Source organism: Streptomyces sp. Tu 3180, from assembly GCF_009852415.1.
Taxonomy (GTDB): domain Bacteria; phylum Actinomycetota; class Actinomycetes; order Streptomycetales; family Streptomycetaceae; genus Streptomyces.
Window position 1 is genome coordinate 6424312 of the sequence record NZ_WOXS01000002.1, and the last position, 15597, is coordinate 6439908.

15 protein-coding genes are annotated in these 15597 nt (G+C 73.9%); 8 read left to right on the forward strand and 7 right to left on the reverse strand.

Features of this window, described 5'->3' with window-relative positions:
• Positions 1-17: 17 nt before the first annotated feature.
• Together GL259_RS29635 and GL259_RS29640 are read right to left on the reverse strand one after the other, a co-directional pair.
• Positions 18-875 carry a polysaccharide deacetylase family protein gene (locus tag GL259_RS29635; RefSeq protein ID WP_159536349.1) on the reverse strand — a complete coding sequence of 286 codons (858 nt, stop codon included), beginning with the start codon at positions 873-875 and terminating at the stop codon, positions 18-20.
• Between the two features lie 159 nt (positions 876-1034).
• Positions 1035-2558, reverse strand: coding sequence for an FAD-dependent oxidoreductase (locus tag GL259_RS29640; RefSeq protein WP_159536350.1), 1524 nt, complete (start codon positions 2556-2558; stop codon positions 1035-1037).
• Between the two features lie 100 nt (positions 2559-2658).
• Between GL259_RS29640 and GL259_RS29645 the strand changes: the two genes are divergently transcribed.
• The gene (locus GL259_RS29645; protein WP_159536351.1) at positions 2659-3084 is read left to right on the forward strand and encodes a metalloregulator ArsR/SmtB family transcription factor; all 426 of its coding nucleotides are present in this window, start codon (positions 2659-2661) and stop codon (positions 3082-3084) included.
• The gene (locus GL259_RS29650; protein WP_159536352.1) at positions 3081-3566 is read left to right on the forward strand and encodes an SRPBCC domain-containing protein; all 486 of its coding nucleotides are present in this window, start codon (positions 3081-3083) and stop codon (positions 3564-3566) included. The genes GL259_RS29645 and GL259_RS29650 overlap by 4 nt, the downstream gene beginning before the upstream one ends.
• A gap of 148 nt (positions 3567-3714) precedes the next feature.
• On the opposite strand, the gene GL259_RS29655 is transcribed toward GL259_RS29650, so the two are convergent.
• The 5 genes from GL259_RS29655 to zapE form a co-directional block, all read right to left on the reverse strand.
• Complete coding sequence (locus GL259_RS29655) at positions 3715-5133, reverse strand: PhoX family protein (RefSeq protein ID WP_159536353.1); 1419 nt, start codon at positions 5131-5133, stop codon at positions 3715-3717.
• Positions 5134-5223: 90 nt separating this feature from the next.
• Positions 5224-6045 (reverse strand): slipin family protein, encoded by an 822-nt coding sequence (locus tag GL259_RS29660; protein WP_243762411.1) that lies wholly within the window; start codon positions 6043-6045, stop codon positions 5224-5226.
• Between the two features lie 308 nt (positions 6046-6353).
• Complete coding sequence (locus tag GL259_RS29665) at positions 6354-7856, reverse strand: SulP family inorganic anion transporter (protein WP_159536354.1); 1503 nt, start codon at positions 7854-7856, stop codon at positions 6354-6356.
• A gap of 14 nt (positions 7857-7870) precedes the next feature.
• Positions 7871-8452: a carbonic anhydrase gene (locus tag GL259_RS29670; protein ID WP_159536355.1), complete on the reverse strand. Its 582-nt coding sequence runs from the start codon at positions 8450-8452 to the stop codon at positions 7871-7873.
• A 406-nt stretch (positions 8453-8858) separates the two neighbouring features.
• Positions 8859-9962 (reverse strand): cell division protein ZapE, encoded by a 1104-nt coding sequence (zapE, locus tag GL259_RS29675; RefSeq protein ID WP_159536356.1) that lies wholly within the window; start codon positions 9960-9962, stop codon positions 8859-8861.
• Between the two features lie 37 nt (positions 9963-9999).
• Here zapE and GL259_RS29680 point away from each other — a divergent pair, with 37 nt between their 5' ends.
• From GL259_RS29680 to GL259_RS29705, 6 genes are all read left to right on the forward strand, one after another.
• Positions 10000-10812: a pyrimidine reductase family protein gene (locus GL259_RS29680; RefSeq protein ID WP_159536357.1), complete on the forward strand. Its 813-nt coding sequence runs from the start codon at positions 10000-10002 to the stop codon at positions 10810-10812.
• A 204-nt stretch (positions 10813-11016) separates the two neighbouring features.
• Positions 11017-11490 (forward strand): indole-3-glycerol phosphate synthase, encoded by a 474-nt coding sequence (locus GL259_RS29685; RefSeq protein WP_208026535.1) that lies wholly within the window; start codon positions 11017-11019, stop codon positions 11488-11490.
• A 73-nt stretch (positions 11491-11563) separates the two neighbouring features.
• Positions 11564-12952: a UDP-N-acetylmuramate--L-alanine ligase gene (murC, locus tag GL259_RS29690; RefSeq protein ID WP_159536358.1), complete on the forward strand. Its 1389-nt coding sequence runs from the start codon at positions 11564-11566 to the stop codon at positions 12950-12952.
• Positions 12953-12966: 14 nt separating this feature from the next.
• Entirely contained in the window at positions 12967-13374 is a 408-nt protein-coding gene (msrB, locus tag GL259_RS29695; protein WP_159536359.1) for a peptide-methionine (R)-S-oxide reductase MsrB, read from the forward strand.
• A 176-nt stretch (positions 13375-13550) separates the two neighbouring features.
• Positions 13551-14270, forward strand: a complete 720-nt coding sequence (locus tag GL259_RS29700; RefSeq protein ID WP_159536360.1) for a response regulator transcription factor — start codon at positions 13551-13553, stop codon at positions 14268-14270.
• A gap of 2 nt (positions 14271-14272) precedes the next feature.
• The gene (locus tag GL259_RS29705) at positions 14273-15385 is read left to right on the forward strand and encodes a HAMP domain-containing sensor histidine kinase (RefSeq protein ID WP_159536361.1); all 1113 of its coding nucleotides are present in this window, start codon (positions 14273-14275) and stop codon (positions 15383-15385) included.
• The last annotated feature ends 212 nt before the right edge of the window (positions 15386-15597 follow it).

The window sequence follows — 15597 nt, forward strand, 5'->3', positions numbered from 1 at the left end:
CGTCCAGCGTAGGACGCTCAGCCCCGTCCGCTCGCCGTCCTGATCAGCTCGGAGACCTTCACGAAGCGGTACCCCCTGCGGCGCAGCTCCGGGACGATCGTCCGCACCGCCCGCTCGGTCGTCGGGGCCGCGCTGCGCGTGCAGTGCAGGACGACCACCGAGCCCGGCCGCACCCCCTCCAGCACCTGCCGGGCCACCGCCCGCGCGTCCGTGGCGAACGCGTCGCCGCCGACCACGTCCCACTGCACCGCCGTGACGCCGGTCCGGGTCAGCTGCTCGAGCGCCGCGCGGTCGTAACAGCCGCCGGGAAAGCGGAAGTACGGCATCGGGTCCGCCACCCCGACCTCGCGGAAGACGGCGTACGCCCGCTCCACGTCCGCCCGCATCCGCTCCGCGGGGACGGTCGGCAGGCCGTAGCAGTCGTCGGTGAAGGCGTAGTGGCTGTAGGAGTGGTTGGCGACCTCGAACAGCGGGTCCCGGCCGATGGAGCGGGCCTGGTCCGGGTACTCCTCGGCCCATCGTCCCGTCATGAACACGGTGGCCGGGACCCTCAGCGCGCGCAGGGCGGCGATCAGCCGCGGGTGGTCGAAGCGCTCGCCCGCCGCCGCCCGCGGACCCTGGCCGGCGGTCATGTCGGCGTCGAAGGTGAGGGCCACCGTCTTGTCGCCGGAGGTGCGGGGGCCGTTGCGGAACACCGGGGTCAGCCCCGAGGGGCCCGGGGCGAGGGTGGGCGGGGGCGGGGACGGGGACGGCATGGCGGGGGAGGCGGAGGGCGCGGGGCGGGGCCGCTGCTGCGGGGGCTGGACGGTGGCGCAGGCGGTGAGCGCGGTGCCCAGGACGCATACGGCCGCCACTCTTCGTACAAGGGCGATCACTGTATGACAATATGAGAAATTGTGGGGGATCGTCCCCGTTGCGGGGCGGAGCGCGGCCGGGTGTCACCCGGCCGGGGCACGCCCCCTGTCCCGCCTCACCCGGCCGGGGCACGCCCCCTGTCCCGCCTCACCCGGCCGGGGCGCGCCCCTCGCGTCGCCTCAGATGTCCCGCCGCTCCAGCGGCCGGGTCGCCGGGCCCTGGATGACCTTGCCGTCGGTGTCGAAGCGGGAGCCGTGGCAGGGGCATTCCCAGGCGCGTTCCGCGGAGTTGAAGTCGACCAGGCAGCCCAGGTGGGTGCAGCGGGCGGAGACCGCGTGCAGGGTGCCGTCCTCGTCGCGGTAGACCGCGAGCCGGCCGCCGTCGGCGCGGACCACGGCGCCCTCGCCGGGAGGCAGGGCCTCCACCGGCGGCGAGGGGCGCAGCCGGTCGCCGACGAAGTGCCGGGCGACCTCGGCCTGGGTCTTGAGGAAGGACGGGGCCTCGCGCACGGCCGGGGCCAGCCGGCGCGGGTCGTACAGCCCGCTCCACTCGCGCTCCTCGCCGGTGATCTGCGCGGTGAGCAGCAGGCCCGCCATCACCCCGCCGCTCATGCCCCAGCCGCCGAAGCCGGTGGCGACGTAGGCGTGCCGGGCGCCGTGGTGCAGCGGCCCGACCAGCGGCACGGTGTCGGTGGGGTCGTTGTCCTGGGTGGCCCAGCGGTGGGTGAGCTCCACGTCGGGGAAGTGCTCGCGCGCCCAGGCGGCCAGGCGGTCGAAGCGGGCCCGGGTGTCGCCCGTGCCCGGGGTGAAGTGCTCCCCGGTGATCACGAGCAGGCGCCGGGTGCCGTCCTCGCCGTAGGGGGCGGTGCGCACCGAGCGGGTGTTCTCGTCGGGGGTGATGTACATGCCGTCGGGGTCCTGGCCGGCGGGGAGGAGGCCGGCGACGACCAGTTCGCGGCGCGGGGAGAGGCGGGTGAACAGCAGGGCCCGGTCGAAGATCGGGTAGTGGGTGGCGACCACGACGTCCCGGGCGGTCACCGTGGCCCCGGCCGCGGTGGACAGGCGGCAGGGCTCGCCCTCCTCCAGGCCGAGGACGGTGGTGTCCTCGTGGATGCGTCCGCCCCGCGCCACCAGGTCGTCGGCGAGGGCCAGCAGGAACCTGCGCGGATGGAACTGCGCCTGGCCGGTCACCTCGACCGCGCCCGCCACCGGGAACGGCAGTCCGGTCTCCGTCACGAACGAGGCCGGCAGGCCCGCCTCCCGCGCGGCCTCCGCCTCCGCGCGCAGCTCGTCGACCCGGCCCGCGTCGCAGGTGAAGGTGTACGCGCTGCGGCGCTCCCACTCGCAGTCGACGCCGAGCTCCGTCGCGACGCCGGCGATGTGCTCGATCGCCTCCGACTGCGAACGGGCGTAGAGCCGCGCGCCCTCGACGCCGCGGGTGCGGCGCAGCTTGTCGTAGACCAGCGTGTGCTGGGCGGTGATCTTGGCGGTCGTGTGTCCGGTGACACCGGCCGCGACCCGCCCGGCCTCCAGCACCGCGACGCTCCTCCCGGCCCGCGTCAGCTCCCACGCGGTGCACAGCCCGGCGATCCCGGCGCCGATCACCGCCACGTCCACGTCGAGGTCCTCGGCCAGTGCGGAATGCCGGCCGCCCGGCGCGGTCTCGAGCCAGTACGAGCCTCTGACCTGCTGTTTCTCCGTCATGGGCGTCGAGTACCCCGGCGTGCCGGGTTCAGTGGCCCCGCGGTGGACCCGCACCCGCCCCCCTTGCGGGCGGGGACGGGCGGAGTTAACGTACAACCAAATGGTTGTAGATGGAGTGACCGACGGAACCGGCGAGGCCGTGGACCGGCTGTTCCAGGCCCTGGCCGACGCGACGCGCCGCGACATACTCCGCCGCTGTGTGCGGGACGGGCTGTCCGTGTCGCGTCTGGCCGCGGCGTACCCGATGAGCTTCGCCGCGGTGCAGAAGCACGTCACGGTGCTGGAGCGGGCCGGCCTGGTCACCAAGCAGCGACGCGGACGGGAGCAGCTCGTGCGCACCGATCCCGACGCGGTGGGGCGTGCGCGGCGGGCCCTCGACGAACTGGAGTCGGCCTGGCGGGCGCGGGTGGACCGGATGTCCGGCCTGCTCCCGGACGACGGCACCGGATCCGGGGCCGCCCCCCGTGCCGCCCCGGCCCCCGACGGCAACACGACGACGAACACGGAGAAAGGACAGGACGGATGACTGTCACCAGCGTGGACAAGGACGTCGACAACCTCACCCTCACCCTGGTCGCCGACTTCACCGCCCCGGTCGAGCAGGTGTGGCGGCTGTGGGCCGACCCGCGGCTGCTGGAGCGCTGGTGGGGACCGCCCGCCTACCCGGCGACCTTCGAGGAGCACGACCTGACGCCCGGCGGGGAGGTCCGGTACTACATGACCAGCCCGGAGGGCGAGAAGTACGGAGGCTGGTGGCGGATCACCTCGGTGACGCCGCCGACCTCGCTGGAGTTCACCGACGGCTTCTCCGACCAGGACGGCAAGCCGAACCCCGAGATGCCGACCACCACGGTGCGGATGACGCTCGCCGAGCGCGACGGCGGCACCCGGATGGAACTGCGCTCGGTCTTCGACAGCCGGGAGCAGATGGACCGGCTGGCCGAGATGGGCATGGTCGAGGGGCTGAAGGCGGCGGTCGGGCAGATGGACGACGTGCTGGCGGGCTGACCCCCGCGGCGGCGGCCGGGACGGGGGAGCTCCGCACCCTCCCGTCCCGGCCCCTCACCGGTCGTCCGCGTCCCGGCCCCTCACCGGTCGTCCGCGTCCCGGCCGCTCACCGGCCGCCGCCGGTCACCTGCGCCACGGCCGTCATCGGTCACCTGCGCCACGGCCCCGTCACCGCGAACGTCGTCCCGGGGTCGTAGCAGTTGACGTACATCGTCCGGCCGTCCGGGGAGAAGGTGACGCCGGCGAACTCGCCCCACTCCGGCTCCTGCGCGGTGCCCCCCGCCGCGGGGGCGGCCGAGGGGACCGCCTGGCGGTTGCGGGCCAGGGGGTAGACCTCGCCGCGCCGGGTGACGCCGTAGACGTGCTGGGCGCCGCCGCCGTCCTCGCAGACCATCAGGCCGCCGCCCGGGGCGAGGCAGATGTTGTCCGGCGACTCGCCCGGGAGCCGCACGTCCGTGTCCGGACCGAAGACGATCACCAGGGTGAGCCGGCGCCGGTCCGGGTCGTAGCGCCAGATCTGCCCGTAGTGGTCGCCCGCCGAGCCCTCCGCGCTGCGGGCGAAGGACGACACGAAGTACACCGAGCGACCGCCCCAGTAGCAGCCCTCCAGCTTCTGGGCGTGGGTGATGCCCCCGCGTCCGAAGTCCTGGTGGCGGATGGGGGTTCCGGCGGCCAGCGGATCCGGCACGTCCACCCACTCGATGCCGTCGAAGCGGGTGCCCGTCTCCCGGATCGAGGACAGGTCCGGCACCCCCGGCACCCGCATCGCCTGGAGCCGGCCGCCCGCGCGCAGCGAACCGGTGCCGCCGAGCGGCTTCTTCGGCAGGAAGCGGTAGAACAGGCCGAAGGGCCGCTCGAAGGCGTCCTCGGTCTCGTAGACGACGCCCCGCCCCGGGTCCACCGCGACCGCCTCGTGCTGGAAGCGGCCCATCGCGGTCAGCGGTACGGCGCCCGTGCGGCGCGGGTCGGCGCCGTCGACCTCGAAGACGAAGCCGTGGTCCCTGGTGCAGCCGTTGGTGCCCGCCTTGTCCTCGGTCTCCTCGCAGGTCAGCCAGGTGCCCCAAGGCGTGGGCCCGCCCGCGCAGTTGACGGCCGTACCGGCGAGGGCGACCCGCTCGGACAGCACCTCGCCGCGGGAGTCCAGGGTGAGCGCCGTGCAGCCGCCCCTGCCCGCGGGGTCGTAGGTCAGGCCCTCGACCGCCGGGACCGGGATCCGGGCGGTGGCGCGGTTCTCGTGGTTGCGGACGAGGTGGACGCGGCCGTGTCCGCCCGCGAAGGCGGCCATGCCGTCGTGGTGGGAGGGGACCGGTCCCTCGCCGGAGCGCAGCCGGTCGCCCTCGCGGGAGAGCACCCGGTAGCGGAAACCTTTCGGCAGGTCGAGCAGCCCGTCGGGGTCGGGAACCAGGGGGCCGTAGCCGCCGTGCCCGAGGTCCCGCGCGGAGGCGGTGCCGGTGAACAGTTCGGAGAGGGCGCCGGAGAACGCGATGCCGGTCCCCAGGGCGCCGGACCGGGCGAGCAGCTGACGTCGTGTCGTGGGGGAGCCGGAGGCAGACCGGGTTTCGGACATGGGGAAACCTTCCTGCTGGCGGACAGGAACTGTGACCCCGCCGTGTCTACCACCTGGTGCGGATCACGGGAACCACGCGCGTGGCGTGTGTCACGGGCCGGGTGTGCGGCCCCCGGGCTCCCCGCGGGCCTCCACCGCGTGCTCGGGCCCCGTCTGCTGGGCCCGTTCCAGGAAGCGCAGAAGCTCCACCGGGAAGGGCAGCACGAGGGTGGAGTTCTTCTCCGCGGCGACCGCCACGATCGTCTGCAGCAGCCGCAGTTGCAGCGCGGAGGGCGTCTCCGCCATCTGCTGGGCCGCCTCGGCCAGTTTCTTCGACGCCTGGAGCTCGGCGTCGGCGTTGATGATGCGGGCCCGGCGCTCGCGGTCGGCCTCGGCCTGGCGGGCCATGGACCGCTTCATCGTGTCGGGCAGCGAGACGTCCTTGATCTCCACGCGGTCGATCTGCACGCCCCAGCCGACCGCCGGGCTGTCGATCATCAGCTCCAGGCCCTGGTTCAGCTTCTCGCGGTTGGACAGCAGATCGTCCAGGTCGCTCTTGCCGATGATGGAGCGCAGCGAGGTCTGCGCCATCTGGGAGACCGCGAACCGGTAGTCCTCGACGTTGACGATCGCCGCCGCCGCGTCCACGACCTTGAAGTAGACGACCGCGTCGACCCGCACGGTCACGTTGTCCCGGGTGATGCCCTCCTGGGCCGGCACCGGCATCGTGACGATCTGCAGGTTGACCTTGCGCAGCCGGTCCACACCGGGCACGACCAGGGTGAACCCCGGCGCGCGCACGCCGCCGTACAGGCGGCCGAGGCGGAAGACCACCCCGCGCTCGTACTGCTTGACGACCCGGGCCGCGGCGACGATGTACGCGGCGCCCGCGGCCCCGGCCGCGGCGGCCACGGTGAGCAGCTCCTCGAGCATGACGACCTCCCGTCCAGAGGTCCGTTCCGCACGCCTTCATCCGTTCCTGTAACGATATGCCCGCCGTCCGGTCCGGGGCCACGCCACGGACCCCGGACCGGACGGCCGGTGCCGCGGCGCGCCAGGGGGTGTCGTTTCGATCTTGCCGGGGCCGCGGGGCCCGGCACGCGCATCTGCGGCGTTGTCGTCGGTTGCCGGGGCTCCGCCCCGGCGCCCTCCTCCGCCTTGCGTCCGCACGCACCAGACCCCGCTCGGGTCGGTCCGCAAGGCACCGTTGCCCGGAGTCGGCCTGATCCGAACGACACCCCCTAGGCGGCGGTGACCGGCTCCTCGCTCTCCGGCCGCGCGGCCTTCCCGTCCCCGGTGACCTTCACCGGTGCCGTGCCGGCCGCGCCGTGCCGCTCGGCCCAGTTCTCCAGCGCCGTACGGCAGGCGTGGTCGAGGTGGTGGACCCCGGACAGGTCCAGTTCGACCGGGCGGTCCTCGGGCAGCGCCTCCAGGGTGTCGAGGATCCTCGGCAGCCGCAGGAAGGTGGCGTTGCCCGACAGGTACACCTGGATCGGTCCCGCCCCCTTGTCTATGACCTCCAGCTTCGCGTGCGAGGCCTGCCAGGCCGTCTTGACGACCGACAGGGCCAGACCGATCAGCACGCCCTCGAACATGTTCACCGCGACGATCGACGCGGCGGTGACCACCAGGATCAGCGCCTCGCCCGGGTGCGCCCGCCACAGGGCGGCGATCCCGCGGAACGGGATCAGCTTCCAGCCCGCGTGGACCAGGACGCCCGCCAGCGCGGGCAGCGGGATGAGCGCCAGCGCGGACGGCAGCAGCGCCGCGAACAGCAGCAGCCACACGCCGTGCAGCACGCGCGAGGCCTTGGTCTTCGCGCCCGCGTTGACGTTGGCGGAGCTGCGCACGATCACCGCGGTCATCGGCAGCGCGCCGAGCAGACCGCACACCGTGTTGCCCGCGCCCTGGGCGATCATTTCCTTGTTGTACTCGGTGCGCGGACCGTTGTGCAGCCGGTCCACGGCCGCCGCGCTGAACAGGCTCTCCGCCGAGGCGATCAGCGCGAACGCGACGATGGTGCCCCAGACGGCCGGACCGGCCAGCTCGCCGAACGCCTCGGCCCCCGGCGGCTGGACGACACCGAGCAGACCCTCCACCTGCACGGTGGCGACCGGCAGGCTGAAGGCCGAGGAGGCGGCCGTGGCCAGGATCACCGCGGCGAGGGCGCCGGGCAGGGCCCGCACCCCCTTCGGCGTCTTCCTCCACAGCACGATGACGGCGACGGTGCCCGTGCCTATCGCGAGGGAGGCCAGGGCTTCCGTGCTGCCGAGCGCGTCGGCGAACGCCCCGGGCAGCCCCACGATCTTGCCTGTGCCGGTTTCCGGCGCCTTCATGCCCGCCGCCGCGTAGAGCTGGCCCGCGATGATCACCAGGCCGATACCGCAGAGCATCCCCTCGACCACGGAGACGGAGATCGCCCTGAACCAGCGGCCGATCCCGAGGAAGCCCATGGCGAGTTGGAGCAGACCGGCGATGAGCACGATCACGCCGAGCGTGGCCACGCCGAACTCGCTGACGGCCTCGAAGACCAGCACGGTCATGCCGGCGGCCGGGCCGGACACCTGCAGGCTGCTGCCGCGCATGAGCCCGGTGACGAGTCCGCCCACGATGCCGGTGACCAGGCCCACCTCGGCCGGGACTCCGGAGGCGACCGCCACGCCGACGCACAGCGGCACGGCGACCAGGAAGACGACGATGGAGGCGAGGAGGTCCTGCCTCAGATGAGGGAACTTCGACAGCATGGTCACCGGTTCCCTCAGAGCGCCTTGAACGTGTCGGACTCGGCGCGGTGTTCGTGCACGGTCCCGGTGTGGACCTCGTAGTACCAGCCGTGCAGCTGGAGTTCACCGGCCTCGAGGCGCTGCTCGATGCACGGGTAGGAGCGCAGCCGCAGCAGCTGCGTCAGCACGTGGTTCTGCACGGCTTCGGCGACCGCCGGGTCGCCGGGGTCGGTGCACCGGGGCTCGCCCGCGGCGTGCGCGAGCCAGTCGCGCACGGCGGGTACGGCCGCCAGGTCGTCGTGGCGCACCACCGCGCCGACGGCACCGCAGTGCGAGTGGCCGCACACCACGACGTGCTGGACGCCGAGCACCTGCACCGCGTACTCGATCGTGGCCTTCTCGCCCGTGGGGGTGGGTGAGGCGTAGGGCGGGACGATGTTGCCCGCGGTGCGCAGCTCGAAGAGCTCGCCGGGCCGGGCTCCCGTGATCAGGGCCGGGACGACCCGGGAGTCGGAGCAGGTGATGAACAGGACGTCGGGGGATTGTCCCTCGGCGAGGCGGGCGAACTCCTCAGGGCGCTGTCCGAACGTACGGGCGTTGTCGATGAGGGGTTGCATCTGGTGATCCTCCTGGCGCGCAGTGGGGGCGCGTCGGACGGGCATGACAAAGGTGGGGGGACCCGCGGGTCCCTGGATGGGTCCTGGCCCTTGCATGACGGGCCGTGTACGCGGGTGCGAAGGAGGCAGAGGCAGGGGGAGGTGAAGCGCGGGTAAAGCGACGGCGAGCGCCGGGTGGGCGGGCGGAGCCCGTTCACCTCGGAACATGCCTCTCCCCCAGGACGGTCCGCACCTCTTCTGCACACCAACGCTTGGTCAACGGTTGGTCAAGAAACACGTTAACCCTGCAAAGGCCTTTGCAGGGTTAATTTCGTGTTTCGGGCCGCGGAGAGCCTGAAAAGCGGAGATGGATTGGCGCGAACCGGCCCTTGATCAAAGGGGATTGGATCGGGTATCGGAAACGGGGCTACCGGGCCTCGGCGAGCCGTCCCGCGTCCCGGGCCAGCGCGGTGAGCCGGGAAATCGCCCGGAAATACTTCTTCCGGTAGCCGCCCTTCAGCATCTCCTCGCTGAACAGCCGGTCGAACGGCAGCCCCGAGGCGAGCACGGGCACCTCGCGGTCGTAGAGCCGGTCCGCGAGGACGACGAGCCGCAGCGCGGTCGACTGGTCCGGCACCGGCCGCACACCGGTGAGGCAGACCGCGGCGACGCCGTCGGTCAGGGCGCCGTAGCGGCTGGGGTGGACCCGTGCCAGGTGCTCCAGCAGGTCCGGGAAGGCGTCGAGCGAGGCGCCCTCGGTGGCGTGGGCCGTCCGGGTCACCAGCTCGTCGGAGTACGGGGGCGGCGCCTCGGGCAGGCCGCGGTGGCGGTAGTCCTCGCCGTCGATGCGCAGGGCGCGGAAGTGGGCCGACAGGCCCTGGATCTCGCGCAGGAAGTCGGCGGCGGCGAACCGGCCCTCGCCGAGCTTGCCCGGCAGCGTGTTCGAGGTGGCGGCGAGCGCGACGCCCGCCTCGACCAGCTTGCCGAGCAGGGTGGAGACGAGCACGGTGTCGCCCGGGTCGTCCAGCTCGAACTCGTCGATGCACAGCAGGCGGTGCCCGGAGAGGGTCTTCACCGTCTGCTGGAAGCCGAGCGCGCCGACCAGGTTGGTCAGCTCCACGAAGGTGCCGAACGCCTTCAGCGAGGGCTCGGCCGGGGCGGCGTGCCACAGGGAGGCCAGCAGGTGGGTCTTGCCGACGCCGTAACCGCCGTCGAGGTAGACGCCGCGCGGGCCGGCCGGGGCCTTCTTCGGCGCCCTGCCGAAGCCGAACAGCCTGCGCCTGCCCGGGTCGCCGGCCGGCGCCCCGCCGAGGCCCGCCGCGAAGTCCTCGAGGACGCGCACGGCCTCGGTCTGGCTCGGCTGGTTCGGGTCCGGTATGTAGGTGCCGAAGCGGACCGAGTCGAACCGCGGCGGCGGCACCATCTCGGCGACGAGCCGGTCCGCGGGGACGTGCGGCTCACGGGCGCACAGGGACAGCGGAGCCACGTCGGCCGTCGGGCCGGGACGGGAGGCGGGGGAGGAGGACGACACGGTCCCCCATGCTACGGGGCGTGGAAGACTGCGTGACATGCGACGCCTGTTCCCCGTGACCGACGTGACCGACGAAACAGCAGCTCCCGGCGGGGCGGACGGCCGGGAGTGGAGCCTGGCCGAGCTGGCCGCCGCCTACGCCTACCCCGAGCCGGGATCCGGGGGACGCGAGCCGTGGCTGCGGGCCAACATGGTGTCCACCCTGGACGGCGCCGCCCAGCACGACGGCCGTTCCCAGCCCATCTCCTGCGCGGCCGACATGCGGATCTTCGGCACCCTGCGGGCGCTCGCCGACGTCGTGGTCGTCGGCGCGGAGACGGTGCGCCGGGAGGGCTACCGTCCGGCACGCGCGCGCGCGGACTTCGCGGCGCTGCGGGAGGCGGCCGGGCAGGGGCCGGCGCCCGCGATCGCGGTGGTGACGGCGAGCCTGGACCTGGACCTCTCCCTCCCGCTGTTCACCTCCCCCCTGGTGCCCACCCTGGTCCTGACGGGCGCCGGGGCCGCCCCGGACCGCGTCGCCGCCGCCCGGGAGGCGGGCGCGCGGGTGGTGACCGCCGGGGAGGGCGCCGGCGTGGACCCGGCGCGGGTGGTCCGGGCCCTGGCGGACCTGGGGCACACGCGGCTGCTGACCGAGGGCGGGCCGCGGCTGCTGGGGCAGTTCGTGGCGGCCGGGGTGCTGGACGAGCTCTGCCTGACGGTCTCGCCGACGCTCACCGCCGGTGACGCACAGCGCATCGCCGGTGGGCCCTCGGTAACAATTCCGCGCCGCTTCACGCTGAAGTCGATGTTGGAGGAGGACGGGTTCCTGTTCACGCGCTACCGGCGGGAACGGCGGGGTCAGCGGTCCTGACCGGCGGTCCGGGACGTCCGGAGGGCGTCCGGTGACGGCCGTCGGTCCGGTAATCGGCGGAACAATCCGCTCCGCTTGGCGTGGCGACGGGCACACTGATTCCGGCGGTACCCGTGCGAACACGGGGCAGGAGGTTTCCGCGGGGCCCGGCTCGCCCCACGGAGCGGAGAGGGCCCGCGGGCCCTTCGAGGAAAGGGGCGCCTGGTGTTCACCAGCGTACTGATGATCGAGAAGGCCCTGACGTCCGCCGACGTGGAGTTCGTCACCACCTTGCACGGCGACGAACCGGTCTCCTTCCACGTGCTGCTCCAGCCGCGCGGGGAGCAGGCGGACCGGCTGCTGCGGGCCATCGACGACGTCGCGCTCGGCGAGATCGACGAGGCCGTCCGCGAGGGCGAGACCCCCGAGGGCGAGGAGGCCAAGACCGTGGGGCAGCGGGCCCTGGAGGTCTCCCTGCAGGCCCTGCGCGCCTCGGGCGACGAGGCCGAGGGCCGCCTCGTCGAGGACCACCCGCTGGACGCGCTGAAGTCCCTGGTGGAGGAGGTCGGGGCGGACGAGGTGATCGTCCTGACCGACCCGCACTACGTGGAGGAGTTCTTCCACCGCGACTGGGCCTCCCGGGCCCGGCACAAGGTGGGGGTGCCGGTGCTGAAGCTCTTCTCCCACAGCAAGGCATAGGCTGGGGCGGCGCTCTCCGCTCCGAGGGCGCGAAGACCGCCGTCCCGCTCGTCGCACCACTGGGAGAACACGCATGGCACCCGGCCTTCCTACCGCCATGGACCGACCGCACTTCATCGGCATCGGCGGCGCCGGGATGTCGGGCATCGCCAAGATCCTCGCGCAGCGCGGCGCGAAGGTGGCCGGCAGCGACGCCAAGGACTCCGCGACCGCCGGGGCCCTGCGCGCGCTGGGCGTCACCGTGCACATCGGACACGCCGCCGAGCACCTCGCCGACGACGCCAGCTGCGTGGTCGTCTCCTCCGCGATCCGCGAGGACAACCCCGAGCTGCTCCGCGCGGCCGAGCTGGGGATCCCGGTGGTGCACCGCTCCGACGCCCTCGCCGCCCTGATGGACGGTCTGCGCCCGATCGCGGTGGCCGGCACCCACGGCAAGACCACCACCACCTCCATGCTGGCCGTCTCCCTGACCGAGCTGGGACGCGAGCCGTCGTACGCGATCGGCGGCGACCTGGACGCCCCCGGCTCCAACGCGCTGCACGGCGAGGGCGAGATCTTCGTCGCCGAGGCGGACGAGTCGGACCGCAGCTTCCACAAGTACGCGCCCGAGGTCGCGATCGTCCTCAACGTGGAGCTGGACCACCACGCCAACTACGCGTCCATGGAGGAGATCCACCAGTCCTTCGAGACGTTCGTCGGCCGCGTCGTCCCCGGCGGCACCCTGGTGATCTCCGCGGACCACGAGGGGGCGCGCGAGCTGACCCGGCGCCTGGACGGCTCGGTGCGGACCGTGACGTACGGCGAGGCGGACGACGCGGACGTGCGGGTCCTCTCGGTCGTCCCGCAGGGGCTGAGGAGCGAGGTGACCGTCGAACTGGACGGCGCCCCGCTCACCTTCACCGTGTCGGTCCCCGGCCGGCACTACGCGCACAACGCGGTGGCCGCGCTCGCCGCGGGCGTGGCACTCGGCGTCCCGGCCGCCGAGCTGGCCCCGGCGCTGGCCGCGTACACCGGTGTGAAGCGGCGCCTCCAGCTCAAGGGCGAGGCGGCCGGCGTGCAGGTGATCGACTCCTACGCCCACCACCCCACCGAGATGACGGCCGACCTGGAGGCCATGCGCGCCGCCGCCGGCGACGCCCGCATCCTCGTCGTCTTCCAGCCGCACCTGTTCTCCCGCACCCGGGAGCTGGGCACGGAGATGGGGCGGTCCCTGGCCCTGGCCGACGCCTCGCTCGTGCTGGACATCTATCCGGCCCGCGAGGACCCGATCCCCGGCGTCACCAGCGAGCTGATCGTCGACGCGGCCCGCGCGGCCGGCGCGGACGTCGCCGCGGTGTCCGACGAGGCGGAGATCCCCGAGGCCGTCGCGGGAATGGCGAAGCCCGGTGATCTCGTTCTCACCATGGGAGCGGGCGACGTCACCGACCTCGGCCCGCGCATCCTGGACCGTCTGTCGAAGTGAGGGGCCCGAAGCTCATGCCGTACGACGTGGAGAAGCCGGACGAGCAGTGGCGCGCGGAACTGTCGCCGTCCGAGTACGCCGTCCTGCGCCAGGCGGCCACGGAGCCCGCCTTCACCGGTGAGTACACCGACACCAAGACCGAGGGCGTCTACTCCTGCCGCGCCTGCGGCGCCGAGCTGTTCACCTCGGACACCAAGTTCGAGTCGCACTGCGGCTGGCCGTCCTTCTACGACCCGAAGGACACCGACGCCGTGGAGCTCGTGGAGGACCGGTCCCACGGCATGGTGCGCACCGAGGTGCGCTGCGCCCGCTGCGGCTCGCACCTCGGGCACGTGTTCGAGGGCGAGGGCTATCCGACGCCCACCGACCAGCGGTACTGCATCAACAGCATCTCCCTGAGGCTGCGGGCCGCCGAGGGCTGACGCGCGTGCCGCTCACCGGCCGGTGGGCGGCACGCGGTCGGGGAGCGGGGCGGGAGGAGGCCGCGGCACTCGCCCCGCGAGCGCGAGAAGCGCACACCGGACACCGGTTCCTTACGGAACGAGGACGCCGGCGGCCCGCCGCCCCGCGCCCGCGCGCGGGGTGCGAGGCTGTCCGCATGGAGCAGCGACCACCGCACGCGCAGGCCGGGGCCCGGGTCCTCGTGGTCGACGACGACCCCACCGTCGCCGAGATCGTCGCGGGCTACCTCGATCGCGCCGGCTACCTCGTCGACCGGGCCGGCGACGGCCCCGAGGCGCTCGCCCGGGCGACGGCGCACCGGCCGGACCTCGTCGTCCTCGACCTGATGCTGCCCGGCATGGACGGCCTGGAGGTGTGCCGCCGGCTGCGCGGCCACGGGCCCGTGCCGGTCATCATGCTCACCGCGCGCGGCGACGAGGACGACCGCGTCCTCGGCCTGGAGGTCGGCGCCGACGACTACGTCACCAAGCCGTTCAGCCCCCGCGAACTGGTGCTGCGCGTCGAGTCCGTGCTGCGCCGCGCCCGCCCGTCCGCCCCCTTCCCCGGCATCCTGCGGGCCGCCGGGCTCGAGGTCGACCCCGCCGCCCGCCGCGCCACCAGGAACGGCACCGAACTGGCTTTGACCGCCCGCGAGTTCGACCTGCTCTCCTTCCTGCTGCGCCATCCCGGCCGGGCCTACGCCCGCGAGGAGCTGATGCGCGAGGTGTGGGGCTGGGACTTCGGCGACCTGTCCACCGTCACCGTCCACGTGCGGCGGCTGCGCGGCAAGGTCGAGGACGATCCGGCGCGGCCCCGCCTCATCCGGACCGTGTGGGGCGTCGGCTACCGCTTCGACGCCTCTGCCGGGGAGGAGTGAGCGTGCGCGACGCCCTGCTCATCGCCCTGTTCGCCTTCCTCGGCGCCGCCGCGGCCGGAATGCTCGGCGCGTGCGTGCTGGTGCTGATCCGTCGGTGGTCGCTGACCGCGCATCTCGCCGTGGTCGCCGGGGTCGCGGTGACGGCGATGCTCGCGGGCACGCTGGCCGTGGCGCGGGCGATGTTCCTCTCCGCGCACGACCTGACCGTCGTGACGACCGTCGTCGCCATGGCCGCCGTGGTCTCCACCGTCACCGCGCTGCTGCTCGGCCGCTGGGTCGTCGCCCGCAGCCGGGAGCTGGCGCTCGCCGCCCGCTCCTTCGGCGACGGCGGGGACTTCGCCGCGCCCGAGGGCCCGTCCACCGCCGAACTCGCCGCGCTCAGCCGGGAGCTGGAGGCCACCAGCGTCAAGCTGGCCGAGTCCCGGGACCGCGAGCGGGCCCTGGAGGCGTCCCGCCGCGAACTCGTGGCCTGGATCTCCCACGACCTGCGCACCCCGCTCGCCGGGCTGCGCGCGATGGCCGAGGCGCTGGAGGACGGGGTCGCCGCCGACCCCGGCCGCTACCTCGAGCGGATCCGCACCGAGGTGGAACGCCTCAACGACATGGTCGGCGACCTGTTCGAGCTCTCCCGCATCCACGCGGGCGCGCTGTCCCTGTCGCTCTCCAGGATCTCCCTGTACGACCTGGTCGGCGACGCCCTCGCCGGCGCCGACCCGCTCGCCCGGGAGCACGGCGTGCGGCTCGTCGGCACCCGGGTCGAGCCGGTGCCGGTGGAGGTGGACGGCCGGGAGATGAGCCGGGTGCTGGGCAACCTGCTGGTCAACGCGATCCGCCGGACACCGGCCGACGGGACGGTCGCCGTCGCCGTCGAACACGCCGCCGACGGCGTGGTGCTGTCCGTCACGGACGGCTGCGGCGGCATCCCGGAGGAGGACCTGCCCCGGGTCTTCGACACCGGCTGGCGCGGCACCCACGCCCGCACCCCTCCGGCCGGCGCGGGCCTCGGGCTCGCCATCGTCCGCGGCATCGTCGAGGCCCACCGCGGCAGCGCCACCGTCCGCAACGTCGCCGGGGGCTGCCGCTTCGAGGTCCGGCTGCCGACGGCGCCGGGGTGAGGACCACCCCCCGCGCGGCCCCGCCGCCGCGAACTCCCGCAACCGTCCTCGAAGTTGCCCCCGATTCCCGGTCCGGCCCGCGACCGTGAGGGGCCGCCGTGACGGGGCGGACGCCGCCCGGGCGGCACCCGCCGGTGACCACCGGCTCCGGGCCGCCGTACGCACCGGCCGCACCGGGCCGGCTCCGCCGCCCGGCGGGAGGACCGCGCCCG

What these genes read in the sequence shown, in the direction of transcription:
- GL259_RS29640 (WP_159536350.1), bottom strand. Translation starts at nt 2,558, where the DNA reads ATGACGGAGAAACAGCAGGTCAGAGGCTCGTACTGGCTCGAGACCGCG.
- GL259_RS29645 (WP_159536351.1), top strand. Translation starts at nt 2,659, where the DNA reads ATGGTTGTAGATGGAGTGACCGACGGAACCGGCGAGGCCGTGGACCGG.
- GL259_RS29650 (WP_159536352.1), top strand. Translation starts at nt 3,081, where the DNA reads ATGACTGTCACCAGCGTGGACAAGGACGTCGACAACCTCACCCTCACC.
- GL259_RS29655 (WP_159536353.1), bottom strand. Translation starts at nt 5,133, where the DNA reads ATGTCCGAAACCCGGTCTGCCTCCGGCTCCCCCACGACACGACGTCAG.
- GL259_RS29660 (WP_243762411.1), bottom strand. Translation starts at nt 6,045, where the DNA reads ATGCTCGAGGAGCTGCTCACCGTGGCCGCCGCGGCCGGGGCCGCGGGC.
- GL259_RS29665 (WP_159536354.1), bottom strand. Translation starts at nt 7,856, where the DNA reads ATGCTGTCGAAGTTCCCTCATCTGAGGCAGGACCTCCTCGCCTCCATC.
- GL259_RS29670 (WP_159536355.1), bottom strand. Translation starts at nt 8,452, where the DNA reads ATGCAACCCCTCATCGACAACGCCCGTACGTTCGGACAGCGCCCTGAG.
- GL259_RS29680 (WP_159536357.1), top strand. Translation starts at nt 10,000, where the DNA reads ATGCGACGCCTGTTCCCCGTGACCGACGTGACCGACGAAACAGCAGCT.
- murC (WP_159536358.1), top strand. Translation starts at nt 11,564, where the DNA reads ATGGCACCCGGCCTTCCTACCGCCATGGACCGACCGCACTTCATCGGC.
- msrB (WP_159536359.1), top strand. Translation starts at nt 12,967, where the DNA reads ATGCCGTACGACGTGGAGAAGCCGGACGAGCAGTGGCGCGCGGAACTG.
- GL259_RS29700 (WP_159536360.1), top strand. Translation starts at nt 13,551, where the DNA reads ATGGAGCAGCGACCACCGCACGCGCAGGCCGGGGCCCGGGTCCTCGTG.